The sequence below is a fragment of the Roseibium sediminicola genome (assembly GCF_023156505.1).
GTDB classification, from domain to species: domain Bacteria; phylum Pseudomonadota; class Alphaproteobacteria; order Rhizobiales; family Stappiaceae; genus Roseibium; species Roseibium sediminicola.
In genome coordinates this window covers 519,299-542,992 of the sequence record NZ_JALNMJ010000001.1, presented here as the reverse complement: position 1 = coordinate 542,992, position 23,694 = coordinate 519,299, and the positions used below count along the sequence as shown (strand labels likewise).

Here is a 23,694-nt window from a genome sequence, read left to right as displayed (position 1 = left end):
TCATCCTGATCTATCACGCCGTCGCAGACCATCCTGGCACCCAAATGGAAATCGCATCCATTCAAGGTTTAAGGGGTTTCCCGTATACCAGCAACCCTACGACGGTCTAAATCGCTGGTAACCAAGCGCTAATTCGCCGCACCGCTTCTTCCAGATGGTCCGGGCTGCGCGCATAGCACAACCGCAGACAATGCTCACCGCCCGCGCCAAAGGCTGTGCCGGGCGCGAGGCCTACACCTGTCTGGCGCACAAGATCAAGTGCAAACTGGCGCGTATCGGTTACCCCTTCGATGGAGAAGAACAGATAGAAGGCCCCCTGCGGCGGCGGCACGTTGACCCGGTTCAAGCCCTTGAGTCCGTTGAGGACACACTCACGGCCCGTACGTGCCCTGGCCACCTGGCTTTCCAGGAATTCTCCCCCTTCGGTCAGGGCCGCAACAGCTCCCCATTGGATGAAGGACGGCACGCCGGAGGTCGAATACTGAATAAGGTTCTCGAACACCTGACCAAGGGCAGGCGGCGCCGAAATCCAGCCGACGCGCCAACCGGTCATCGCCCAGTTCTTGGACATGGAATTGACGAAGATAACCGGATCGTCGTCCGCGGCGATGTCGTAGAAGGACGGCGCGCGGTCACCCACTCCATAATGAAACAACGCGTAGATCTCGTCGGCTATGATCCAGAGCTCATAGCGGCGGGCGAGGTCAAGGAAGGCCTTCAACAGGTTTTCATCGGCCACCCAACCGGTCGGATTGCATGGCGAATTCAGAAACAACGCCGTGGTCTGCGGTGTGATTGCCGCCTCTATGTCCTCGATCCGCAGCTGCCAGCCGGTCTCGTCCTCGTGCATCGGCACGGTGACGGCGCGGGCGCCGTGGATTTCGATCGCGGCAGTGACGTTCGGCCAGGCAGGCGTCGGCACCACCACTTCGCTGCCGCTGCCCGATACAGCCTGAACGGCCAGCTGAATGGCCTGCATTCCAGAGCCTGTCACATAGAACCGGTCCGACGAGAAAGGGCGCTGGTAGAGACCGGAATGATACTCGGCGAGCGCTTCGCGCAGCGGAGGAATGCCTCGCTGCCAGGTGTAGAAGGTTTCCCCCCGGTCCAGCGATGCCTTGGCGGCGGCGCTGATGAAATCCGGGGTCGGCAGATCACCTTCGCCCGCCCAGAGCGGAATCAGGTCGTCACGCCCCCAGCCGGCATTAAAGACTTCGACAATGCCGCTTTCTGGCGCTTTGCGCGCGGCCGGGCTCAAGCGATCGATCAGGCTGGACACGTGGGGCAGATCCTCATTTCATTTTCGGCGCACCTTAGCGGCTTTGTCCGGTGTTGTTTCATGAAAGGATGTGAACAAGACTTCACAGTCCGTGATCGATTAGCGTTACGCCGACCGTCGCAGGCACTCTGTCTCGTTCGCAAGGCGAATAGACAGAACAACTTAGCTGTGATCCGATCAAGACTGGCCACGCATGAAATTTTCGTGCAACGGTTCGAGGCAGCCCGGCAAGAGGCGCGGCGGACCGGCAACCGGTCGGGAGGACGGTAGAACAGACCATGCTGCATGGATGGCTCGTGATATTGGCCGCGACGGCCTACATCCTGTGCCTGTTCGCCATCGCGAGCTATGGCGACCGCATGACACGCCGCAAGCCGCCGCGTTCCGGCGGACGCCCGTTCATCTACGCGCTGTCGCTTTCGGTCTATTGCACCTCCTGGACGTTTTTTGGCTCCGTCGGCAATGCCAGCCGCACCGGTGTGGAATTCCTGACCATCTATATCGGGCCACTGCTGGTCTTTGCCCTGGGCTACCCGTTGTTGCAGCGGATCATTCAGATCTCGAAGACCGAAAGCATCACCTCGATCGCGGATTTCATCGGCGCGCGCTACGGCAAGAGCCAGTCCGTTGCCGCCCTGGCAACCCTGATCGCCGTGATCGGGGTCGTTCCCTATATCGCCTTGCAGCTGAAAGCCGTGTCGCTGTCGATCACAACGATGGCCGGCCCGCTGATCTCTCCGAGTGATATTTTCACGCCGGTCTTTGACGACATTACGCTCCTGATCGCCCTCGGCATGGCGATCTTCAGCTGGGCTTTCGGCACACGGCATATCGACGCGACGGAGCATCAGGAAGGCCTGATGCTGGCGATCGCCACAGAGGCCGTCGTCAAGCTGCTGGCCTTCCTGGCGGTCGGCGTCTGGGTCACCTACTCGCTGTTCGACGGGCCGTTCGATCTTGTGCGAGCGATCACGGAAGCGCCTGAAGTCTCGGCCGTCTTCGAACGGCCGCTGAACATCGACAACTGGCTGGTCATGTCGATGCTGTCCGCCTTCGCCGTCCTGCTGCTGCCGCGCCAGTTCCATGTGACGGTCACGGAGAACAATTCCGACGCGGAGCTGCGCCGGGCGACCTGGATGTTCCCCGTCTACCTGGTGCTGATCAACCTGTTCGTGATCCCGATTGCAGCCGCCGGCCTGTTGCGCTTTGGACAGGACGTCAACCCGGACACGTTCGTGCTGGCCCTGCCGATCGACGCCGGCCAGGGCTGGCTGGCCCTGTTTGCCTTTATCGGCGGGTTGTCGGCGGCGACCGCCATGGTCATTGTCGCCACGGTGGCCCTTTCCATCATGATCTCGAACGACATCGTCGTGCCGCTGATGCTGCGGCGCCACAGCGAGGACGAGATCATCAACGCCACCGGCCAGGACATGAGCAACAGCCTGCTCACCATTCGGCGACTGGCGATCTTCGGCATCCTGCTTCTTGCCTATGCCTATTACAAGGCCGCCGGCAACACCGCCGCGCTGGTGTCCATCGGTCTGCTGTCCTTCGCCGCGATCGCGCAATTCGCCCCCGCCTTTATCGGCGCCCTGTTCTGGCGCCGGGCGACCTCTCTTGGCGCGCTTGCCGGGCTCAGCGGCGGCTTTCTGCTATGGGCCTACACGCTGCTGCTGCCGACCTTCGCAAAATCCGGCCTGATCTCGGACGGCTTCCTGGAAACCGGTCCGTTCGGGATCGGAATGCTCAACCCGCAAGGGCTGCTCGGCCTGACGATCGATCCTTTCATTCACGGCACGCTGTGGAGCCTCGGCGTCAATATCTGCCTGTTTGTCGGCGCGTCCTTCCTGCGCAAACCGCTCCCCGCGGAGACCCTTCAGGCCAATGTCTTCGTCCCGGCGGAGCTGACGCCCTCGCCCAATCTGCGCTACTGGCGCACCTCCGTCACCGCCGGCGACCTTCAGGCTACCGTGGCGCGGTATCTCGGCGAAGTGCGCACGGAGCGCTCCTTCCAGCGGTTCGCCAGCGAGCGCGGCAAGGAGCTCGACCCGAAAACGTCGGCCGACGCCAATCTGCTGCGCTTTTCCGAACAGCTCCTGGCGAGCGCCATCGGCGCTGCCTCCTCGCGGCTGGTGCTGACGTTGATGCTCAAACGGCACGACCCGTCCACCAAAGGCGCGGTCAAGCTGCTCGACGATGCCTCCATGGCGATCCAGTACAACCGGGACCTCCTGCAGACCGCGCTCGACCAGGTCCGCCAGGGGATCGGCGTGTTCGACCGCGACCTCCGGCTGATCTGCTGGAACCGGCAGTTCCGCGACATGCTCGGTCTTCCGGCCGAATATGGTCAGGTCGGCACCACACTGGACGCCATCCTGCGCTACAACGCCGAACGGGGTGAACACGGCGGCGGGCCGGTCGAGACCATCGTCGCGGACCGGATCGAAAAGCTTGTGCTCGTCCAGGAAACCTTTCAGGAAAAACTGGAATCAAGCGGCACGGTGTTCGAGGTCCGGATCAGTCCGATGCCCGATGGCGGCATCGTGACCACCTATACGGACATTACCGAACGGGTCATGGCAGAGGAGGCTCTCGCCAGAGCCAACGAGACCCTGGAACGGCGCGTGCGCGAACGCACCGAGGAGCTCACCCACGTGAACGAACGGCTGGTGGAGGCGACCCGGGCAGCGGAAGAAGCCAATATCGGCAAGACCCGGTTCCTGGCGGCGGCCGGCCACGACATCCTGCAACCGCTGAACGCCGCCCGGCTCTACGCTTCCGTGCTTGTCGACAAGCTGCAGGCAGGAGACGAAGGCGCCCTGGTGCGCAATGTCGAACTGGCGCTGGAATCGGTTGAGGACATTCTGGGCGCGGTGCTGGACATCTCCCGTCTCGACACCGGGGCGCTCAAGCCGGAACCGACCGTGTTCCGGCTTGAGGAGCTCCTGAACGGCCTCGCCCTGGATTTTCAGCCGGTGGCCGAGGACAAGGGTCTTGAACTCCGTTTCGTGTCGACCTCGGTCTCCGTGCGCACGGACCGGCGCCTGCTGCGGCGCCTGTTACAAAACCTGGTCTCGAATGCGCTCAAATACACCCAGCAAGGTCGCGTTCTTGTTGGCTGCCGACGGCGTGGCAATCGGGTCATCGTGGAAATCCATGATACCGGCATGGGTATTCCGAAAAACAAGCAGAAGGCCATTTTCCAGGAGTTTCATCGCCTGGATGACGGCATGCGTATGGCCAAGGGGCTGGGCCTGGGTCTGTCTATTGTCGAACGGATCAGCCACGTCTTGAACCATCCCGTGGACCTGAGGTCAGACGCCAAAAATGGCTCCTGTTTCTCGGTTGAACTGCCGCGCTCGACCGCCGTGCCCGACGCCGCCCCGATTCATCAGATATCCGCTCCGGTGGGCCAACTGGACGGGCTTTGTGTCGTCGCCATCGACAACGAGCCGGACATCCTGAGCGGCATGCGCCATCTTCTGACCAACTGGAATTGCAAGGTGGTCGCGGCGCCGGACGAAAACGAGGCTGCGATCGAGCTGAACAAGGCGGGCCTCAGCCCGGATGTCATCCTGGCCGACTATCATCTCGACAACGGCACCGGCATCGAAGCCATCGTCAAGCTGCGCTGGAAATTCGGTCAGCAGATCCCAGCGATCCTGATCACGGCCGACCGAAGCCGCGCAGTGCGCACCGAAGCCAGCGAGAAGGACATCGCCTTCTTCAACAAGCCGCTCAAGCCGGCGGCGCTGCGCGCCCATCTGGCACGTTGCCAGGCCGGACAGGCCGCCGAATAGCCCTGCTAAAGCATTTCAAGAATTGTTTGAAACAAGCATTGCCGACTTTGCGTTCGAGGCAGAGCCGAGAGGCAGCTAAAGTCGGCTCAGACTTTTCTCGAAATGCTATAAGGGCATCACGTCCTCCGCGCAGATAGTCTTGCCAGACATTAAACAGAATGAGCCATTCCAACCGGGAACAGCTCTTGATCAGGAGACTGAGCGCAGATCCGAGGGATTTTTCGGTGCCGTGCTGGGCGAGCGGTCTTCCCAGTCTTCCTTGCGGATTTGTGTGATATTCATCGGATTGGCGTCCGGCCTGCCGAAATAATAGCCCTGCATGGTATCGCAGCCGAGCGTCCGCAGCGCGTCGACCTGGAACTGGCGCTCCACCCCTTCCGCGGTCACCTCAAGTCCCAGATTATGCGCCAGGGCAATGACGGCCGAGATGATGGCCAGGCCATCGCTGCGCTCACCAATTTCATCGACGAAGGACTTGTCGATCTTGATCTTGTCGAACTTGTACTGCCTGAGATAGGACAGCGACGAGTATCCGGTGCCGAAATCGTCCAGAGCGATGCTGATGCCCAGGTCGCGCAGTCGTTCCAGCTTGGTCGAGGCCGAGCCGAAATCGCGCAGGAAAACCGATTCCGTGATTTCAAACACCAGACGCTCCGGTGGGAACCCTGTTTCGTCCAGAACCGCGCAGACCTGCTCGACCAGATTCGGATCCATGAACTGGACCGGCGACAGGTTGACGGCAACGCTTTCCAGCTCCGGACACCGGGCGGCGGCTGCGCAAGCTTTCTTCAGAACCCAATTGCCAAGCGGCAGAATCAGGCCGGCGTGTTCGGCAATCGGAATGAAGGTATCAGGCGGAATTTCGCCTCGGACCGGATGCAGCCAGCGCACCAGAACCTCGCTGGAGACCACCTGGCCGGAGCGCGCGTCCACGATCGGTTGGAAATCCACATTAAGCTTTTCATATTCGAAGGCTTCGCGCAGGTCGGATTCCAGTTCGCGCCGTTCGCGCACCTCGCGTTCCATCTCATGCTCGAAAGCCAGCGCCCTGCCCCGGCCGCCTTCCTTGGCCTTGTAGAGTGCGATGTCCGCCTTGCGCATAAGATCGTCGAGCGTGTCCCGGCTGTCGCGGAAGCGTGTGAACCCAACCGTTGCCCCGATGGCAAAGTCCCGCCGGCCGATCCGGAACGGCTTGCGGGTGACATTCACAAGTTCCTCGGCAAAGGCCGTGGCGGCCTCATCGCTGTCAAAGCGTCCAAGCGCCGCGAATTCGTCACCGCCGAAACGGGCCAGCAAAGTCTTGCCTTCGCTGAGCACCGTGAACCGGCTCGCCACCTGGCGCAGCAGATCGTCACCGGCCGGATGGCCGCTGGTGTCGTTGACGACTTTGAAATTGTCGAGATCGATCAGGTACAGGGTCAGCAAATCGTCGCCGAACTGGGACTGGCCCTCCATCGCCGTTTCCGCCTGTTTCAGGAACCAGCTGCGATTGCCGATCCCGGTCAGGGAATCATGCTCGGCCAGGTGAGACACCAGAGCGCTGGCCCGCCGCGCCTCGGTGATATCGGACGCCACACCGCGATACCCGGTGAAAGACCCACGATCGTCATAGACCGGACGCGCCGCGAGCGACCACCAGCGTTCCTCGCCATTGACATCGACACCGATCACGACATCTCGAAAGGATTTTTGCACTTTAAGAGCGGTTTCCAGCGTGGCGACAGCGGAGCGGGCGTCGCTTTCATCGAGTGAATAGGCCAGATCGACCATGCGCAGGGCTTCGAGTTCCGCGCGGGCCCTGCCGCTGGCATGAAGAAACCTGTCGGAAACATGTAGGAAGTGCCCCTTACTGTCCGTTTCCCAGATCCAGTCGCTGGCCTTTTCCTCAAATTCGTTCAGGAGCAATGCGATCAGTTCACCGCGCTGCTCCAATTCGGCTTCCGCCAGAAAATGCGACGCGAACAGCCAGCCCGCCGAGGCCACACTGCCGACAACCACCAGCGTGTAGCTCGTCAAGAGCAGGAACAATGGCCAGAGATCGGTGCTTTGGCCGATGACGAGCGACACAAGAGACGCCACATAGAGCATCGCCACCCAGCGGAACGCCGCTTGCGGCACCGTGGCAAGCGTGAAACCGCCGCCGCACAGCATGCCGGTGGTGACGCAGGAGGCCATCCAGATGCCATCGGCATTCCCTGAAGCAAAAGCCACAATCGGCACCACCGCCCAGAATCCGCTGAACACGGTCGCATGCAGCACCGCCTTGTTCAGCGCTCCCCGGGAGGCGATTTCGATGGGCGAACGGTTCGCCTTGAGCCATTTCAGCGTCGTGTATGTCAGGAACGCGGCAATTGAGATCACCCAGGCCGTCAGATAGCTGGCGGGCAGGAAGTCCCTGAATGTCAGCGTGATGACAATGGTATTGACGATATTGGCGAAGATAATGAATGGGGTCAGGCGCGCGATGCTGGCAATTTGCGCGGCACGGACCCTGCGCGCCAGCACGTCGTCGACAACCGGATGGCCGAAGGCCAGCAGAAACGCCCGGGTCGGATCGCTTTCCTTCTTGCCGGCCTGCTCGACGGGTCTGTAGCGCTGCGCCGCCTGAAACGACTGTCCCGGCTTCAGAAAGGCCATGCAGATCGTCTGAAGGACCAGGTTCCAGTTGGAGCTGAGCCGCATTTTGTCTCCGCAATTGGGTCTCGACTGTGCGCGGCACAGCCTCGCAGGTTCCAGCCCTACAGCCATTCCCTGAAATTCCGGTAAAAACGACGGTCAAGAATTCAAGTCACCGCGTAAATTTGCCGATAGCACCTCAAGGCGGGCCATGGCGCGGTGTGTTGCGGACCGGCTTGCGGGCTATTGAGCGCCCGCCGTCTCCGCCGCTTCGCCGCCGACCTGCCATTGGCCGGCTTCGATCTTGGAGGCCGCAATGACGGCTTGCGTCCGGCTTTCGACCCCGAGCTTTTGCAGGATCGCCGAGACATGGGCCTTGACCGTGGCTTCCGACACGGACAGTTCATAAGCGATCTGCTTGTTCAAAAGGCCTTCCGACAGCATCATCAGAACGCGCACCTGCTGCGGCGTCAGCGTGGCGAGCCGCTGAACCAGGTCCCCGCTGCCGTCATCCGCTGACATGTCCACATCGGGCGGTGTCCACATGTTTCCAGACATGACTTCGGAAATGGCCTCGCGGATCACCTCAATACCATGCGACTTCGGAATGAAGCCGGATGCACCGAATTCCACGGCACGCCGGATGGCCTGCGGGTCTTCATTGGCGGAAACGACCACCACCGGCACCCCGGAATATTGCGCACGCAAATACATCAGCCCGGAGAACCCGCGCATGCCCGGCATCGACAAATCCAGGAGGATCAGATCCACATCACCGTCTTTTTCCAGACGGGTGGTCACATCTTCAAGGGCGCCTGCTTCCTCGATCGCAGCATCCGGATATTGTGTTTCCAGGGTTTGGCGCAGCGCGCCGCGAAACAGGGGATGATCATCCGCGATTATGAATCGATACGATGTCGCCGACACGTTGCTTTTCCTCCCACACCGGCCTTGAGTTCTCAATTCGACCCTTTGTGACGCGCGCTCTTGCCTCCCCGCACGTTCAGGTCCATCGGAGCCAAGGTGGTGACTCTTTGTTGCGGCCAATTGGAAGTATGTTTGCAACACCGTTTGCGCGCAAGTCAAACCATGCTTTTGACCTACATGGCAGATTTACGGAGGTCCGCCGGACCGTCATGACGCCGTCCGCCGTCCAATGGCCCTCCCCAGCATTGCAATCACCTCTAAATATCAACCCAAGATAAGCGACAGGCTTGAAACGGCTAAAAATTAGCCTTCATCCTTTTCCGAATGGTCAGCTAAACTTCTTGTCCATAGTTTACATTTCGTGTTGATAATCAACACAAAGACAGCAACAAACGCCCTGCCCCATCAAGGCATATAATCAAGATCAACGAGTGCGCGAAACCATATTATGACCATCCAAGCGACGCTGTTTTCGTTTGTCAATCGCTGGGAATGCGATGAAAATGACCATCTCAACGTTCAGTTTTACTTCAGCCGGTTTGAAGAGGCCGACCGTCAATTCCGGCTGTTGTCGGGACTGAACGAAACCCTGGTGGGGGCTCGCCGGGTCCGCCACGTCCGGTATCATTCGGAACTCAGAACGGGCGACCTGGTCACGGTTCAGTCGAGCATTGCCTTTGACGGCCCCCACATGCTCACGGTGGTGCACGAAATGCACAACAGCGCCACCGGAACGCTGGCAGCGACAGCCCTGGACGGCTATGAACCCAGCGCCAACTCGGCCAAGACACTGCGGCAACGCTTCAAGACCTATCAGACCTCGATGATCGCGGAAGCCGCCCCCAAAGGCATTCCGGCCGGTCCGGCAAACCAGAAGGTGACGCTGGCGGGACTTGAAGCCAAGGGCGCCCAGGTCGTCTTCCGGGGCACGGTTCTACCGCGGGATATCGGTGTGGACGGCAAGGCGGATGACCGCTTCGCGCTGTCCTGCTGCACGGACGGTGTCGCCCATGTCTGGCAGCGGACACCGATGACCCATGGCTACCTGACCGAAAACGGCTTTGGCCGGGTCGCCGTTGAAATGAAGCTCAGCTGGGCGACCCCACTCAAGACCGGTGACATGATGCTGGTCATATCGGGTTTCACCAGTGTCGGCGCCAGGACCTTTTCCATGCGCCACCACCTCTTCGAAAGCCGGACCAGCCGGCTGGTGGCCACATTGGACGTCGTCGCCCTAACCATGGATCTTGCAACACGCAAGGCGGTCGACTTGCCGCCCGAAGCCCATCAGGCGATCAACAAGATGCTGATCGACTAGAACTTTTCCCGGTCGGACTGGTTCATTCTGCCTGAGCCGGCTCAGTTGCCGTCGCCGTCGAAATCCTTCTGCAGGTCGCGGACCATGCCGAAGAAGCGCCGCATGGCGCTTTCGGTGAAGGTGAGCATCTTGTCCAGCTCTTCCTCGTCCTCGCTCGTGAGCGGGGATTTGCCGTCTTTTTCCTTTTGCGGACGATCAAGGGCGGAGCCCGGCGGCAGTTGCCGCTCATCTCCGCCGGCACCGCTGTCAATCTCTTCCAGGCGCGCCGTCAGCCTGTCGACTTCGCCGGCCAACTCATTGATCTCGGCGAGATAGGCCTCTTCGGCAAGCGGGACCGGGTTGCAGCGCCAGGCGTCGTTGCGCTGCCGGCAGACGGAGACCGTGCCGTTCTGCCGGTCCACCCTCAGGATGTCTCCGTCGACCGCAACCAGGGAGTACCGGTCGGGCCGGCCGTCCGTGGCGCCCGCCACGTCCGCGGGAGCGATTTTGTCTTGCGCGGCCGTGGCCGTTGCCAGCGTTGCCGCGGTCAGTCCGCCGGCAAGCAGCGCGAACAGGGTGTTACGGATCGTCATGGTGCCTCTCCGGTGCCGGCCGGGCCGACTGTGTGTGTTTCCTGAAAGACGTGCCACGATTCCGTGACCAAAGCACGGCATATCCCGGATTTTTCGCCAGATCATCCGTCCAGAACGGCTTATTCGCGGTCCGGTAGCAGCGCTTCCAGGGTTTCCAGACGGTCGGCTTCCACCGCCGGTTTGTCCCATCTGAGCCTTGAAATACGCGGGAAGCGCATGGCGACACCGGACTTGTGACGACCCGAGCGGTTGAGCCCCTCGAAGGCAACCTCCAGAACCAGCCCGACGTCCTGGTCATGCGTGACCTCGCGCACGGGACCAAAGCGGTTGATGGTGTTGTTGCGGACAAACCGGTCGATCTTGCGAAGTTCCTCGTCGGTGAAGCCGAAATAGGCCTTTCCAACCGGAACCAGTTCCAGCCCTTCCGCCCCGTCCCGCCAGACGCCGAACGTGTAGTCGGAATAGAAGGACGAGCGTTTGCCGTGACCGCGCTGCGCATACATCAGGACAGCATCTATCAGATGGGGATCGCGTTTCCACTTGAACCAGAGCCCTTTCGGCCGTCCGTTTACATAAGGCGCGTCCCAGCGTTTCAGCATCAATCCCTCGACGGCCTCTGCGTCGTCCTTGTCCAGATGGTTCTGCGGATTGGCCCTTGCGGCGGCGATCCATTCCCAATCTTTGGCGGCCACCATTGGCGACAGGTCGATCCGGCTGTCGGCAAGTCCGGCGACAAACGCTTCCAACTTCTTGCGGCGCTCCTGAAAGGGCAGGCCGCGCAGATCCTCGCCCTCATGTGTCAAAAGGTCATAGACCCGGATGGCCGCAGGATAGTCGCGCAGCAGCTTCGGCCCGGCGGTCTTGCGATTGAGGCGCTTCTGCAGATCGGAAAAGGGCCGCACCTTGCCGTCGGACACCACCAGCAGCTCGCCGTCGATGCAGGCATCGAAAGTCAGGAGATCGACAATATCCGGAAAGGCCTTCGAAATATCCTCGCCCGTGCGGCTGTAGAGACGGCGGACGTCCTGGCCCTGCTCCGTCCGGCCCGCGGCAGCCTGGACCCTGATGCCGTCCCATTTCCACTCCACCGCAAAATCCGCGGCCGGCAATTGCTGCAGGTCCTTGTCCTCATCCAGCGGATGGGCCAGCATCACAGGCCGGAAGGGTGCCGGATCCTGCGTTTCGGGCGGACCGGCGCGGCCCTCCACCCAGGCGAACAGCGCCTCGTAAGGCGCCTTCAGCCCATGCCAGACCTCCTCGACATCGGCAACTTCCAGGGTACCAAGCCTGGCCACGGCGGACTTTGCCAGCCGTGCCGAGACACCGACCCGAAGACCACCGGTGACAAGTTTCAAAAGGGCCCAGCGACCGGTTTCGTCGAGACCATCCAGCCAGGCCGACAGGAGCCCGGGGACCTCTGTCTTTCCGGCACTTCCCAGCTGGTCGACAATTTCAGTCAACGCGGGCGCGGAAAGCATCTCTGCCTCCTCGGGGGCTTCCGGCCGCGGCCACATCAGGGCAATGGTTTCCGACAGGTCGCCGACAAAGTCATAGGACAAGGCGAACAGATGCGGATCTGCCCGCTCTGCGATTAGCGCCCGCAATAGCGCCGGTTTGGCGTGCTTGAAACTCTGCCCCCCGGTCAACGCCGCCAGAGCATAGCCCCGGTCCGGGTCCGGCGTTTCCCGGAAGTACCGCACCAGCAACGCTTCCTTGGCGAGGCGCCGCGGCTCAAGGGACAACCTGTCAAGCAGTTGGGAAAAGGCATGCATGGACGGGATCCAACCGGGAAAACTGTTTTGAAGCAAGTTCTTCCCGGCTAGATACGGTGCTAGTCGCTCCGGTCAAGGCAGCCATTCGCTGCGTGGGATGGACGGCGGCGCGATTTACCTGTATAAGCCGCGGCCATTCAAGGGCACGTGTGATATTTGCCCGATCCGGTAGACTGCTGACTGGCATGCAGATGATCCGGAGCAGTTGAAAGATCTCTATGACTGAATTGACTTCCGTCGCCCCGGCCCTGCAGGCCGCGCTGGCGAAACGTGGCTATGAAAGCCTCACCCCCGTCCAGGAAAGCGTCCTCACAGACGCCCCGCCCGAGGCAGACCTCCTGGTCTCCGCCCAGACCGGTTCCGGCAAGACCGTGGCCTTTGGCCTGGCACTCGCGCCGACCCTGCTTGGCGAAGATGAACATCTCGGCCAGGCCACCGCTCCCATTGCGCTCGCCATCGCACCGACCCGTGAACTGGCGCTGCAGGTCAAGGAAGAGCTGACCTGGCTTTACGCCGATGCCGGTGCCGTCACGACGTCCTGTGTCGGCGGCATGGACCCGCGCACCGAGCGGCGCGCGCTGGAACGCGGCGCCCATATCGTTGTCGGCACGCCGGGCCGCCTGCGCGACCACATCGAACGCGGCGCGCTGGACCTCTCCGAACTCAAGGCTGTCGTTCTCGACGAAGCCGACGAAATGCTCGACATGGGCTTCCGCGAAGATCTGGAGTTCATCCTGGACGCGGCCCCTGCTGATCGCCGCACGCTGATGTTCTCCGCAACGGTGCCCCGGCCGATCGCCGAACTCGCCAAACGCTTCCAGAAGGACGCGGTGCGCCTGTCGACCATCAATGCCCGCGAACAGCATGTCGACATCGATTATGTGGCCCATCCGGTTGCCCCGAACGAACGCGAAAATGCCTTGATCAATGTGCTGCGTCTGCATGATTCAGAAAAGGCGATCGTGTTCTGCTCAACGCGCGAAGCTGTCAGCCGGCTGACCTCGCGTCTCGCCAATCGCGGCTTCTCCATTGTTTCGCTGTCCGGCGAACTCAGCCAGGAACAGCGTTCGAGCGCGCTCGCCGCCATGAAGGATGGCCGGGCTCGCGTCTGCGTCGCAACCGACGTTGCCGCCCGCGGCATCGATCTGCCCAACCTGGATCTTGTGATCCACGCGGATCTTCCGACCGGCAAGGCAGCGCTGCTGCACCGTTCCGGCCGAACCGGCCGCGCCGGCCGCAAGGGCACTTGCGTCCTGATGGTGCCGTTCCCGCGCCGCCGCCAGGCCGAGCGCGTCCTGCATTTCGCCGGCATCACCGCGACCTGGAAAGGCGCGCCGACTGCCGATGATATCCGCGCCAAGGACAAGGAGCGCCTGCTTGCCGATCCGGCTCTCACCGTTGAGCTGGAAGAGGAAGACCGCGCGCTGGCCGCCGAACTCCTGGCCCTGCACAGCGCGGAGCAGCTCGCCGCTGCCTTTGTCAAACTGCGCCAGTCACGCCTGCCGGCACCGGAAGACGTCTCAGATCTTGACGAAAGCTCCCTCCGCGGCCGCGACGCCGGCTCCAAGGGCGGCCGCAGCGCCGAGATTACCGGCAAGTTCGAGGACGGCATCTGGTTCTCGCTGTCGCTCGGCCACCGTCAGCGCGCCGAACCGCGCTGGATCCTGCCGATGATCTGCCGCTCCGGCCACGTCACCAAGAAAGAAGTCGGCGCGATCAAGATCTTCCAGAACGAGCTCTATTTCGAAATCGCCGGCAGCCATGGCCAGCGTTTCAACGAAGTGGTCAAGCGCGACGGCACGGGCGAGGAAAATGTCACCATCACGCTGCTGGATGCGCGCGGCGGCAAGGTGCCCTCACCGCCGAAGGAAAGCGGCGGCTTCCGCCGTGACCGTTCCGGACCGCCCAAGCGCCGTCCGCGCGGCGACGCCCCGGATTACGAAAGCATGGGCCGTGAAGACAGCCTGAAGCCGGACCGTCCGAAACGCGCCTTCAAGGACAAGTTCGACGGTCCGCGCGGCAAGAAGCGGCGCCACGGCGACGACGAGGCCGCCCCGCATCATCCGGCTTATGAGCCGCTCGACATGAAGGCACTGGCCCGGGATCTCGACGGCGGCGAACGCCCACCGCGCAAAGGCCGGAACGCTGGCGCGGATGAGGGCGACAACCGCAAGCCGCGCAGCCGTCCGGCAGGCGCGAACCCCGCGCCGGGCAAGAAAAAGCCGGCCAAGAAAAACAAGCCGTCACGCTCGGAACGCAAGGCTGCCAAAGCAAACAAATAAGCTGAAGCCCGGATCTCCGATCCGGGCTTTTCGGTTTTGTGGGCCTTAGTCTGATCCGTCGTTATTCATTGACGATGCAGGCAATCACCCAGTCCGATCCGTCCTGGATCAGCTGATAATGGCAGGTGAACTCGAAGACCGCCTCGCCGTCGGTGCTTTCCTGGGTCCAGTCCAGGGTGACCAGCGCCGTGGACCCGCTGACATGGCTTGAGACGACGTGAAAATCGGAATGGCTGACGCCTTCCTTTTCAAGCGCTTTCAGCAGAACCTCGACGTTTTCGATGAGCTCTTCGTCGTCGTTGAAGACATGCCCCTTTTCATGTTGCCAGATAACGGTTGGCAACGCGAAACAGTCGCAGATCCGGTCGATGTCGTAATCGTTGAACCCGGCCTGGTAGTCGTCGAAGAGTTGGGCGATCGCCTCTTCCGCGTCGCCATTCGTGCTGGCGCCGGAACCGTTGGCCTGGCCATTGCCGGCACCTTCAAATCCACCGTCATCCGCCATGACTGCCTCCCCAAGGGACCGGTTGCCCGGTTGAAAAAGAACAGGTCCGGTCATCCGTTTGCGACCTGTCCGGAATCGGCGTCCTCGCCGTCGTCATAGCCTATCATATTGAGCGGGCGGGCCTTTCGTCCATTCAATTCGCACCAGTGCACAAGGGCGTCCTCAGCTCCGTGCGTCACCCAGATCTGCTCTGCGCCGGTTTCCATGATGGTGCGGCAGAGATCGTCCCAGTCGGCATGATCGGACAGGATCAACGGCAATTCGGCGCCGCGCTGGCGCGCCCTGGCCCGCACCCGCATCCAGCCGGACGCCATCGCGGCCACCGGATCGCCGAAGCGCCGGGCCCAGCGGTCGCCGAGCTGACCGGGCGGACAGAGCACGATCTCGCCGGCCAGCTCCTTGCCGCGCTTGCCGACCGGCTCGACCGGACCGAGCTTCACACCCTGGCTCTCGTAATAGGCGGTCAGCTTCTCCAGCGCGCCGTGGAGGTAGATGACCTTCGAATAGCCCGCGGCCCTCAGTTCCCCGATCACCCGCTGCGCCTTGCCAAGCGCATAGGCGCCGACCAGATGGGTCTGCTCCGGGAACAGTTCGAGAGAAGCGAGCAGCTTTGCGATTTCTTCGGACGCGGGCGGATGGCGGAACACCGGCAGACCGAAAGTGGCCTCGGTGACAAAGGTATCGCAGGGCACCAGCTCGAAGGGCACGCAGGTCGGGTCCGCCTGGCGCTTATAGTCGCCGGAGACGACCGTGCGCTGACCCTTCGCCGCCAGCAGCACCTGTGCGGAGCCAAGCACATGGCCGGCCGGGTGCAGGGACACTTCGACACCGCCGAGGTTAAGCCTGTCGCCATAACCGATCTCCTGGGCCTGGCCGCAGAATTCCTCGCCATAGCGGATCGCCATGATGTCGAGGGTGTGCCGCGTCGCCAGCACGGCGCCATGTCCGGCGCGGGCGTGATCGGCATGGCCATGGGTGATGATGGCTTTCTCGACCGGCCGGACCGGGTCGATATGCGCGCCAGCTTCGGGAGAATAAAGGCCCTCGGGCGTCAGGGTGAGAAGATCGGACATTGTTGATTAGATAAGTCCATTGTGGGGGTTTGTCATGATTGCGCCTGAATGGACGCTAAGCGTACAAAACATTCTCCGGTTGTCATCCCGGCCAAGCGCGGCGCGAGCCGGGACCCAGGACTCCCGGGAAGTCATTCTATTTCACCCATAGATTCAGCAGGTTCTGGGTCCCAGCGTTCACGGGGATGACATTGGGTAGAGCGCGAAAAGTTTAACTCTTCAAACGTTTCCTCCCTTTTACGCTGAAAACCCAAGCAAGAACACAAGAAGAACAAATTTCCTCACGCGCTCTCGCCTTTTGCCAACCGCTCACCTAAAACAATGCGATGGACGCCGCATTGCTTCCCAATCGATTCCAGAGCTGGTTTGCCGCGCGGGGATGGGCGCCGCGGCAACATCAGCTGCAGCTGATCGATCATCTTTCCGCTGGTCATTCCACATTGCTGATCGCGCCGACAGGCGCCGGCAAGACGCTGGCCGGTTTCCTGCCGAGCCTTGTCGAGCTGGAAGCACGCGGCAAGCGAAAGCCTGGCACGGCGGGAGACGGCATCCACACGCTCTATATCTCGCCGCTGAAAGCGCTCGCCGTTGATATCGCCCGCAACCTGGAAGCTCCGGTTTCCGAAATGGGCCTGCCGGTGAGGCTGGAAACGCGCACAGGCGACACGCCCTCCCACAAGCGTCAGCGGCAGAAACTCAATCCACCGGACATCCTGCTGACCACGCCGGAACAGATCGCCCTGCTCCTGTCGGACCCGGCCTCCGCCCGGCTGTTCGCCTCGCTGAAGACCGTCATTCTGGATGAGCTGCACGCGCTGGTGACGTCCAAGCGCGGAGACCTGCTGGCGCTCGGGCTGGCCCGACTTCGGCGGCTGGCGCCCGGGCTCAGGACCATCGGGCTTTCGGCCACGGTCGCCGAGCCTGACGACCTCAGGGCCTACCTGGTCGATCAGCCGGATCCGGAGGGTCGTGCGCTGTCGCATATGGTTCAGGTGGCCGGCGGCGCGCAGCCGGATATCTCGATCCTCGACAGCGAGGAACGGGTTCCCTGGTCCGGCCATTCCTCGCGCTATGCCATCCGCGACATCTACGAGCTGATCAAGAAGCACAAGGTCTCGCTGCTTTTTGTCAACACGCGCAGCCAGGCCGAAATGGTGTTCCAGGAACTCTGGCGCATCAACGACGACACGCTGCCGATCGCGCTCCATCACGGCTCGCTCGATGTCGGCCAGCGGCGCAAGGTGGAAGCGGCGATGGCCTCCGGCGCCCTGCGTGCGGTTGTCGCGACGTCGTCGCTCGACATGGGCATCGACTGGGGCGACATCGACCTTGTGATCAATATCGGCGCGCCTAAGGGCGCCAGCCGGCTGGCGCAGCGGATCGGCCGCGCCAACCACCGCATGGACGAACCGTCCAAGGCGGTGCTGATCCCGTCCAACCGCTTCGAGGTGCTGGAATGCCAGGCGGCGCTGGCAGCCTCCAAACAGGGCAAACAGGACACGCCGCCCCTGCGCCAGGGCGCGCTCGACGTTCTGGCCCAGCATCTGCTCGGCCTGGCCTGTGCCGACCCGCTCGACGCGGTCGCCACCCATGACGAGATCCGGTCCTCGGAAACCTACCGGCATCTGGACTGGGAGACCTTCGAGAAAGTGCTCGATTTTGTCGCCACCGGCGGCTACGCGCTGAAGAGCTATGATCAATACGCCAAGCTCCGGAAGGGTAAGGACGGGCTCTGGCGCATTGCCCATCCGAAGATTGCCCAGCAGTACCGGCTGAATGTCGGCACCATCGTCGAGGCGCCGATGCTGAAAGTGCGGCTGGTACGCTCCAAGGCCGACGGACGGCGCACGCCGGTCGGGCGCGGCGGCCGGGTGCTTGGCGAGATTGAGGAATATTTCATCGAGCAGATGGCACCGGGCGACACGTTCCTGTTCGGCGGCGAGGTCGTCCGCTTCGAGGGCCTGCGCGAGAACGAGGCCTATGTCTCGCGCACCAAGTCGGACAATCCGATGATCCCGTCCTATATGGGCGGCAAGTTTCCGCTCTCCACCTATCTCGCCGAAGGCGTCCGGGCCATGCTGGCGTCGCCGTCGACCTGGAAGGCCCTGCCGGACCAGGTCCGCGAATGGCTGGAGATCCAGCGGGACAAGTCGGTTCTGCCGGCAAAGGACGGCCTGCTTGTCGAGACCTTCCCGCGCGCCAACAAGCATTACATGGTCTGTTATCCGTTCGAGGGGCGGCTGGCCCACCAGACCCTCGGCATGCTCCTGACAAAGAGGCTGGAACGGCTCGGCGCCCGCCCGCTCGGGTTTGTTGCCAATGACTACGCCCTGTCGGTCTGGGGGCTCAGCGACCTGTCGCTGTCGTTTTCCAGCGGAAAGATCCCGCTCGACCAGCTCTTCGAAGAAGACATTCTCGGCGACGATCTCGATGCCTGGCTCGCAGACTCCAGCCTTTTGAAACGCACGTTCCGCAACTGCGCCGTGATTGCCGGGCTGATCGAGCGGCGCCATCCGGGCCAGGAAAAGAGCGGCCGGCAAGTCACCGTGTCGTCGGATCTGATCTACGACGTGTTGCGCGCTCACGAACCGGACCACATCCTGCTCAAGGCCACCTGGAACGATGCCGCCGAAGGACTTCTGGATATCTCCCGCCTGGGCGAACTTCTTGCCAGAATTCGCGGACGAATCACGCATACTGGTCTTCCACATGTCTCTCCCCTCGCCGTGCCTATTCTGCTGGAAATCGGCAAGGAACCGGTCTACGGGGAAGCCATCGACACGCTGCTGGCGGACGCGGCGGAGGAACTGATCCTGGAGGCCATGGAATGAGTGCCCTGACATCCCATTTGCGCAAATATGCTGCTGCGCCGGTATGTCATGACATTCAGATCAACGGCCAGCTGGTCGGCCTTCATGACAGCGGTGTGCTGTGGTGGCCGGACGAATCCATCCTCGTGGTCGCGGACCTGCACCTGGAAAAAGGCTCAAGCTATGCCCGACGCGGCGTCATGCTGCCGCCCTATGACACCGGTGCGACTTTGGAAAAACTCGCCGGTGTGATCGACGCCTTCGATCCTGCATGTGTCATCTGCCTGGGCGACAGTTTTCACGATCCCGACGGCTCCGACCGCTTGCCTGCCCCCTACCGCGCCATGCTGACCACGCTGCAGCTCGGCCGGGAATGGATCTGGGTGACCGGCAACCATGATCCGGTCGCGCCTGTGCGCCTGTGCGGCGTCACGGTGGATGAGGTCAAGGTCGGCCCGCTGGTCTTCCGCCACGAGCCAGTCGAAAAGGTCGGCTCCTCGGAAGCCGCCGGCGAGGTCTGCGGTCACCTTCATCCGGCCGCCCGCGTGCGCCGCTTCGGCCGCTCGATCCGCCGCGCCTGTTTTGTCACCGACAACACCCGCCTGGTGCTGCCGGCCTTCGGCGCGCTGACCGGCGGGCTCAATGTCACCGACAAGGCCTACAGCATGATCTTCCGCCGGCGCCAGTTCTCGGTGTTCATGCTCGGCAACGACCGTCTCTTCCCGTTCACCGCCAGCCGGGTCGTCGGCGACTGAAGCATTTCGAGAATTGTTTGAAACAAACATTGCCGACTTTTGCGTTCGAGGCAGAGCCGAGAGGCAGCTAAAGTCGGCTCAGACTTTTCTCGAAATGCTATAGGGCTCTAGCTCGACATCACCTTGCCAATTTGAACTTCTCCCTTCCGTAGGGCGTGTACCGCCTCACCAGCGGTACCTGAGACCCGATCTCGGGCACGGTGATGTTGCGGGCGGTCACAACGATGGTTCGCCCGTCCTGCAGCTGAACGGTCAGGACAACCTTGTGCGCTCCCATGTCGTCCTGAAGCCGAGAATGATGCATCAGGGTTCCGGACACTTCTTCCACCGACCAGTCGGTGCTGCTTTGATTTTGCCAGAGACCCAGAATGACGGCGGCGACGACGGCAACAACACCGCCCGCAACCAGCCAGATTTTAAGACGCTCCCAAAGCAGGAACCGGTCCAGTTCATTCATGTGTCACTCACAGAACCTGTCGTGAATATCGTTACAACAGCCGGTAACCCACCCAGGCCAGCACCGCGATCCCAACGACGATCAGAATGATGGTCTTGCGCAGTTCCCTGCGCAGAAAGCTGTCGAGCTGCTTGCTCATCGGGTTTCCCTGCGTCTCAAGGCGTGAGTGCTATCGGCATTGCCGCCAGAACCTTTACCAAGGTCATACCCACCGGTGTCCCCCCGGGCAAGCGAAGCGCAGACCCGGGGCCTACTCGCAGTCCCGCTTGGCAAGGTATGCGCCGGTTGTTGTTGCAGTGCCGCTTTCCTGACGCTCTGGCAGTGAGTGGGCCCCGGGTCTTCCTTCGGTCGCTCGGGGTGACACCAGAGTTTGCGGCGCATTTGCGCCACATCAGATTGCGCTCGCGATCAGGAGGCCGCGTCCTTGCTCTCCTCGCCGACCTTCACCCAGGCGACCACCAGCTCGTAGAACACCGCCAGAATGACGGGGCCCAGGAACAGCCCCAGAAGGCCGTAGGCAATCGTTCCGCCGAGGACGCCGATCAGGATGACCAGCATGGGCACGTCGAGACCGCGCGACATCAGGATCGGGCGCAGCACATTGTCGACCAGCATGACCGGGACCATCAGCACGGTGAAGGAAAGCGCCGGCACCAGCTCCCAGGAGCTCCAGGCCCAGATGATGGTTGGGATGATCACGAGCGCCGGTCCGATCTGGATGATGCACAGGAACAGGGCGATGAAGGTCAGGACGCCCGCCAGCGGCACCTTGAAGACGATCAGCAGGATACCGGTCAGGAGCCCCTGGATGACGGCGACGCCGATGACCCCGCGCGAAACATTACGGATCGTCGCGCCCGCCAGATCGACGAATTCGGCGCCGCGCGGGGCGATGATCCGGTCGGCGAAGCGCTTGGCGCCCTTAGCCAGCATCGGACCGGGTACGAACAGGCAGCCCGACAGAATGATCGAGACGATGAAGAACAGGACCGAACCGCTGAGCGCGGCCAGCATCGACAGGATGCGTCCGCCCGCCGGCACCAGCATCGGACCGACCTTGGTGATAACACCTGCCAGCCCTGTGGCGGCATGCGCCCAGGCGGCGGCGATCTTCTCGCCAATCACCGGCAATGTCGCCAGTTTCTCCGGCAGGGGCGGCAGCTTCAAGGAGCCGGCCGACAGGCCCTGCAGCCAGCCCTGCAGCGTGTCGGCCAGACTGACGATAAGAACCGCGACCGGTCCGATGACGATTGCGAGGCACACCAATGTGACCAGCACCGCCGACAGGACCTTGCGGCCACCGAGTTTTTTCGCCAGCCAACCATAGAGGGGATAGAGCGCGACGGTGAGCACGACCGCCCAGAGCAGAAACAGGAAAAACGGCGCGATCAGCTGGAGTGAAAAATAGGCGAACAGGCCCAGGACCCCGAGCCGGACGGCAATATCGATCACCCGCGCATCGACCGACGGTTCGGGTTTGCTCGTCTCGTTCGCGGGTTGATCCGAGGTCGGTTCTGTGGTCATGGCCCCTGCCCAACAAATTGAAATCTCTGCCTGTCTGACAATAACGGCACCGGCCCGAAGTACCAGCCGAAAGTGCAATGAGACGGATTGCAACGAGACGGCGCTGCATGCGCAGCAAGGAGCGCCTTGACCTATTTGGCCGCTCCTTCGAGACGGACCTCAATCCTTGCGGAAAATCACACCTGCCAGCCAGCCGGTGAAGATGGCGAGCGAGACGGCGAGCAGGCCGTAGACCAGGGAATAGTTCTGGGCAAGCTGAAAGGTAAACTGCTCGAAACCGGTCTTGGCGACATAAAGGGTCTGCTCGGTCTGCGAGACCACCTCGCCATGGTGAAACAGGAAGCTCTTCACCTTGTAATCGCCGACCGGAATATTCGCCGGCAGGGGGATGTTGGTGCGGAACATGGTATCGGTCAGGAACTTGATCGAGGTTTCCTGCTCCGAATAGAGCCCCGTTTCCTCACGCAGCCGGATGAAGGCTCGGCGGAAATCGTCGCGGTCGGCCAGCGCGACATTGGAGGAGCCGGAGACCGCCAGATTGATGTGGTTGAGACCGATGCCGAGCTCGTCCAGAACCGTCCGGTCCGCCATGTGGCCGATATCGACTGTGCTGGCGACCGCGTAAAAGGACGGCACATTCTGGAACCGCTCGGCCTCCCGGTTGACCCAGACGCCCAGAAACCTCCCCTTGCGCCGGGTGGTGATGTCCTGCGGCGGTCCCTGCACGACAATCGCCAGTTCATAGCCGCTCGGGTCGTTGGGTTGACGCACGATGTTCTGCGCCTGACCGAAGATGACGATTTCCGTGCCGGTGAAATTGGACTGGATCGAGATCATGTCCGAGGACAGCGAGGTCACCAGGTTCAGGCCGTGGTGGTTCTGCGCGAAGGCATTGGTGCAGACGAACAATGTCGCCAGAAGGAGTACCAGACGGATCATGAGCCGGCCCCCTTTCGGATCGCGATGGAATAGAAGTCGTCCGGCACCAGCAGCAGATCGACAGCAAAGCGCAACCCGACACCCAGCACCAGCAAGGCCAGCAGCAGGCGCAGCTGGTCGCCGCGTAGGTTCTGGCCCATGCGCGCGCCGAATTGCGCACCGATGACGCCGCCAATCATCAGGGTCATCGCCAGGACGATATCGACGGTCTTCGTGCCCATGGCATGGAAAACGGTTGCCGCCGCCATGGTGAACAGAATCTGGAACAGGGACGTGCCGATGACGATGCTGGTCGGCACGCGCAGCAGATAGATCAGCGCGGGCACCATCATGAAGCCGCCGCCGATGCCGAGCACGGTGCCGAGAAAGCCGATGATCGCTCCGAGCCCGACCACCGGAATGACGCTGACATAGAGTTTGGAACGGCGGAAACGCACCTTCAGCGGCAGACCGTGGATCCAGTTGTGCTGGCCGGGTTTGCGGGCCTTGGGCGCGGCACCCGACTTGCGCCGCCGGATCGCTCTAACCGATTCAAACAGCATCAGGCCGCCGATCGTGCCCAGAAAGGTCACGTAGGACAACGAAATCACCAGATCGAGCTGACCGACAGACTGCAGCACATCAAACAGAACGACGCCGACGAGCGACCCCATGACGCCGCCCGCCAGAAGAATGCTCGCCAGCTTCAGGTCGATCGCCTTGCGGCGCCAGTAATTGACCACGGCAGACGCCGAAGATGCGACGACCTGTGTGGTCACGGTCGCGACGGAGACCGCTGGTGGAATTCCGGAAAAGATCAACAGGGGTGTCAGCAGGAAACCGCCGCCGATACCGAACAGCCCCGACAGGAAGCCCACGGCCCCACCCATCGCAAATATCACGAAGATATTGACCGGAATCTCGGCTATGGGCAGGTATAATTGCACAGGGTCACGCCGGAACTGACAGAAGACTGGTAGGCAGAGGCTACATTTGAATTGGTTAAAGACCCGTGCTGGCCAGCGTGTCAACCGGCCAGCGGGTCCGTTCGGTTCGGATGGTCGAAATTAAACCAGTGCCGGCCGG

At 62.0% G+C, this 23,694-nt stretch carries 16 protein-coding genes; 5 read left to right on the top strand and 11 right to left on the bottom strand.

Annotated elements, in window-relative coordinates; genetic code table 11:
- Positions 1 to 106: 106 nt before the first annotated feature.
- Positions 107 to 1,279 (bottom strand): pyridoxal phosphate-dependent aminotransferase, encoded by a 1,173-nt coding sequence (locus tag M0H32_RS02375; protein WP_248150221.1) that lies wholly within the window; start codon positions 1,277 to 1,279, stop codon positions 107 to 109.
- A 278-nt stretch (positions 1,280 to 1,557) separates the two neighbouring features.
- On the opposite strand from M0H32_RS02375, the gene M0H32_RS02370 reads away from it, so the two are divergent.
- Positions 1,558 to 5,079 carry a PAS domain-containing hybrid sensor histidine kinase/response regulator gene (locus M0H32_RS02370; protein ID WP_248150218.1) on the top strand — a complete coding sequence of 1,174 codons (3,522 nt, stop codon included), beginning with the start codon at positions 1,558 to 1,560 and terminating at the stop codon, positions 5,077 to 5,079.
- Positions 5,080 to 5,268: 189 nt separating this feature from the next.
- Here M0H32_RS02370 and M0H32_RS02365 read toward each other — a convergent pair whose 3' ends face one another.
- Both M0H32_RS02365 and M0H32_RS02360 read right to left on the bottom strand, forming a co-directional pair.
- Complete coding sequence (locus M0H32_RS02365; protein WP_248150215.1) at positions 5,269 to 7,761, bottom strand: putative bifunctional diguanylate cyclase/phosphodiesterase; 2,493 nt, start codon at positions 7,759 to 7,761, stop codon at positions 5,269 to 5,271.
- Between the two features lie 177 nt (positions 7,762 to 7,938).
- Positions 7,939 to 8,622 (bottom strand): response regulator transcription factor, encoded by a 684-nt coding sequence (locus tag M0H32_RS02360; RefSeq protein ID WP_248150212.1) that lies wholly within the window; start codon positions 8,620 to 8,622, stop codon positions 7,939 to 7,941.
- A gap of 448 nt (positions 8,623 to 9,070) precedes the next feature.
- Here M0H32_RS02360 and M0H32_RS02355 point away from each other — a divergent pair, with 448 nt between their 5' ends.
- Complete coding sequence (locus tag M0H32_RS02355) at positions 9,071 to 9,940, top strand: acyl-CoA thioesterase (protein ID WP_248150208.1); 870 nt, start codon at positions 9,071 to 9,073, stop codon at positions 9,938 to 9,940.
- Between the two features lie 41 nt (positions 9,941 to 9,981).
- Here M0H32_RS02355 and M0H32_RS02350 read toward each other — a convergent pair whose 3' ends face one another.
- Positions 9,982 to 10,512 (bottom strand): hypothetical protein, encoded by a 531-nt coding sequence (locus M0H32_RS02350; protein ID WP_248150205.1) that lies wholly within the window; start codon positions 10,510 to 10,512, stop codon positions 9,982 to 9,984.
- A 119-nt stretch (positions 10,513 to 10,631) separates the two neighbouring features.
- A complete protein-coding gene (locus tag M0H32_RS02345; protein ID WP_248150203.1) occupies positions 10,632 to 12,284 on the bottom strand; it encodes a cisplatin damage response ATP-dependent DNA ligase in 1,653 nt (550 codons plus the stop codon).
- 218 nt (positions 12,285 to 12,502) lie between these two features.
- Between M0H32_RS02345 and M0H32_RS02340 the strand changes: the two genes are divergently transcribed.
- Positions 12,503 to 14,566 (top strand): DEAD/DEAH box helicase, encoded by a 2,064-nt coding sequence (locus tag M0H32_RS02340; protein ID WP_248150200.1) that lies wholly within the window; start codon positions 12,503 to 12,505, stop codon positions 14,564 to 14,566.
- A gap of 61 nt (positions 14,567 to 14,627) precedes the next feature.
- Here the strand turns inward: M0H32_RS02340 and M0H32_RS02335 are convergent, their stop codons facing one another.
- Entirely contained in the window at positions 14,628 to 15,071 is a 444-nt protein-coding gene (locus M0H32_RS02335) for a YybH family protein (protein ID WP_248150197.1), read from the bottom strand.
- A gap of 50 nt (positions 15,072 to 15,121) precedes the next feature.
- Positions 15,122 to 16,144, bottom strand: coding sequence for a ligase-associated DNA damage response exonuclease (locus tag M0H32_RS02330; RefSeq protein WP_248150195.1), 1,023 nt, complete (start codon positions 16,142 to 16,144; stop codon positions 15,122 to 15,124).
- A gap of 326 nt (positions 16,145 to 16,470) precedes the next feature.
- On the opposite strand from M0H32_RS02330, the gene M0H32_RS02325 reads away from it, so the two are divergent.
- Together M0H32_RS02325 and pdeM are read left to right on the top strand one after the other, a co-directional pair.
- Complete coding sequence (locus tag M0H32_RS02325) at positions 16,471 to 18,975, top strand: ligase-associated DNA damage response DEXH box helicase (RefSeq protein ID WP_248150194.1); 2,505 nt, start codon at positions 16,471 to 16,473, stop codon at positions 18,973 to 18,975.
- On the top strand, positions 18,972 to 19,709 hold the full coding sequence (gene pdeM, locus M0H32_RS02320) for a ligase-associated DNA damage response endonuclease PdeM (protein ID WP_248150191.1): 738 nt from the start codon (positions 18,972 to 18,974) through the stop codon (positions 19,707 to 19,709). The genes M0H32_RS02325 and pdeM overlap by 4 nt, the downstream gene beginning before the upstream one ends.
- A 118-nt stretch (positions 19,710 to 19,827) precedes the next feature.
- Here pdeM and M0H32_RS02315 read toward each other — a convergent pair whose 3' ends face one another.
- The 4 genes from M0H32_RS02315 to M0H32_RS02300 all read right to left on the bottom strand — a co-directional run bounded on the left by M0H32_RS02315 (position 19,828) and on the right by M0H32_RS02300 (position 23,555).
- Positions 19,828 to 20,166, bottom strand: coding sequence for a hypothetical protein (locus M0H32_RS02315; RefSeq protein WP_248150189.1), 339 nt, complete (start codon positions 20,164 to 20,166; stop codon positions 19,828 to 19,830).
- Positions 20,167 to 20,574: 408 nt separating this feature from the next.
- Complete coding sequence (locus tag M0H32_RS02310) at positions 20,575 to 21,690, bottom strand: AI-2E family transporter (protein ID WP_248150187.1); 1,116 nt, start codon at positions 21,688 to 21,690, stop codon at positions 20,575 to 20,577.
- 159 nt (positions 21,691 to 21,849) lie between these two features.
- Positions 21,850 to 22,629: a TIGR02186 family protein gene (locus tag M0H32_RS02305; RefSeq protein WP_248150183.1), complete on the bottom strand. Its 780-nt coding sequence runs from the start codon at positions 22,627 to 22,629 to the stop codon at positions 21,850 to 21,852.
- Positions 22,626 to 23,555, bottom strand: coding sequence for a sulfite exporter TauE/SafE family protein (locus tag M0H32_RS02300; RefSeq protein WP_248150180.1), 930 nt, complete (start codon positions 23,553 to 23,555; stop codon positions 22,626 to 22,628). The genes M0H32_RS02305 and M0H32_RS02300 overlap by 4 nt, the downstream gene beginning before the upstream one ends.
- Positions 23,556 to 23,694 lie beyond the last annotated feature (139 nt).

Excerpts from the sequence above, each read along its gene's own strand:
- M0H32_RS02370 (WP_248150218.1), top strand. The coding sequence starts at position 1,558 with ATGCTGCATGGATGGCTCGTGATATTGGCCGCGACGGCCTACATCCTG.
- M0H32_RS02365 (WP_248150215.1), bottom strand. The coding sequence starts at position 7,761 with ATGCGGCTCAGCTCCAACTGGAACCTGGTCCTTCAGACGATCTGCATG.
- M0H32_RS02355 (WP_248150208.1), top strand. The coding sequence starts at position 9,071 with ATGACCATCCAAGCGACGCTGTTTTCGTTTGTCAATCGCTGGGAATGC.
- M0H32_RS02350 (WP_248150205.1), bottom strand. The coding sequence starts at position 10,512 with ATGACGATCCGTAACACCCTGTTCGCGCTGCTTGCCGGCGGACTGACC.
- M0H32_RS02345 (WP_248150203.1), bottom strand. The coding sequence starts at position 12,284 with ATGCATGCCTTTTCCCAACTGCTTGACAGGTTGTCCCTTGAGCCGCGG.
- M0H32_RS02340 (WP_248150200.1), top strand. The coding sequence starts at position 12,503 with ATGACTGAATTGACTTCCGTCGCCCCGGCCCTGCAGGCCGCGCTGGCG.
- M0H32_RS02335 (WP_248150197.1), bottom strand. The coding sequence starts at position 15,071 with ATGGCGGATGACGGTGGATTTGAAGGTGCCGGCAATGGCCAGGCCAAC.
- M0H32_RS02330 (WP_248150195.1), bottom strand. The coding sequence starts at position 16,144 with ATGTCCGATCTTCTCACCCTGACGCCCGAGGGCCTTTATTCTCCCGAA.
- M0H32_RS02325 (WP_248150194.1), top strand. The coding sequence starts at position 16,471 with ATGGACGCCGCATTGCTTCCCAATCGATTCCAGAGCTGGTTTGCCGCG.
- pdeM (WP_248150191.1), top strand. The coding sequence starts at position 18,972 with ATGAGTGCCCTGACATCCCATTTGCGCAAATATGCTGCTGCGCCGGTA.
- M0H32_RS02315 (WP_248150189.1), bottom strand. The coding sequence starts at position 20,166 with ATGAATGAACTGGACCGGTTCCTGCTTTGGGAGCGTCTTAAAATCTGG.
- M0H32_RS02310 (WP_248150187.1), bottom strand. The coding sequence starts at position 21,690 with ATGACCACAGAACCGACCTCGGATCAACCCGCGAACGAGACGAGCAAA.
- M0H32_RS02305 (WP_248150183.1), bottom strand. The coding sequence starts at position 22,629 with ATGATCCGTCTGGTACTCCTTCTGGCGACATTGTTCGTCTGCACCAAT.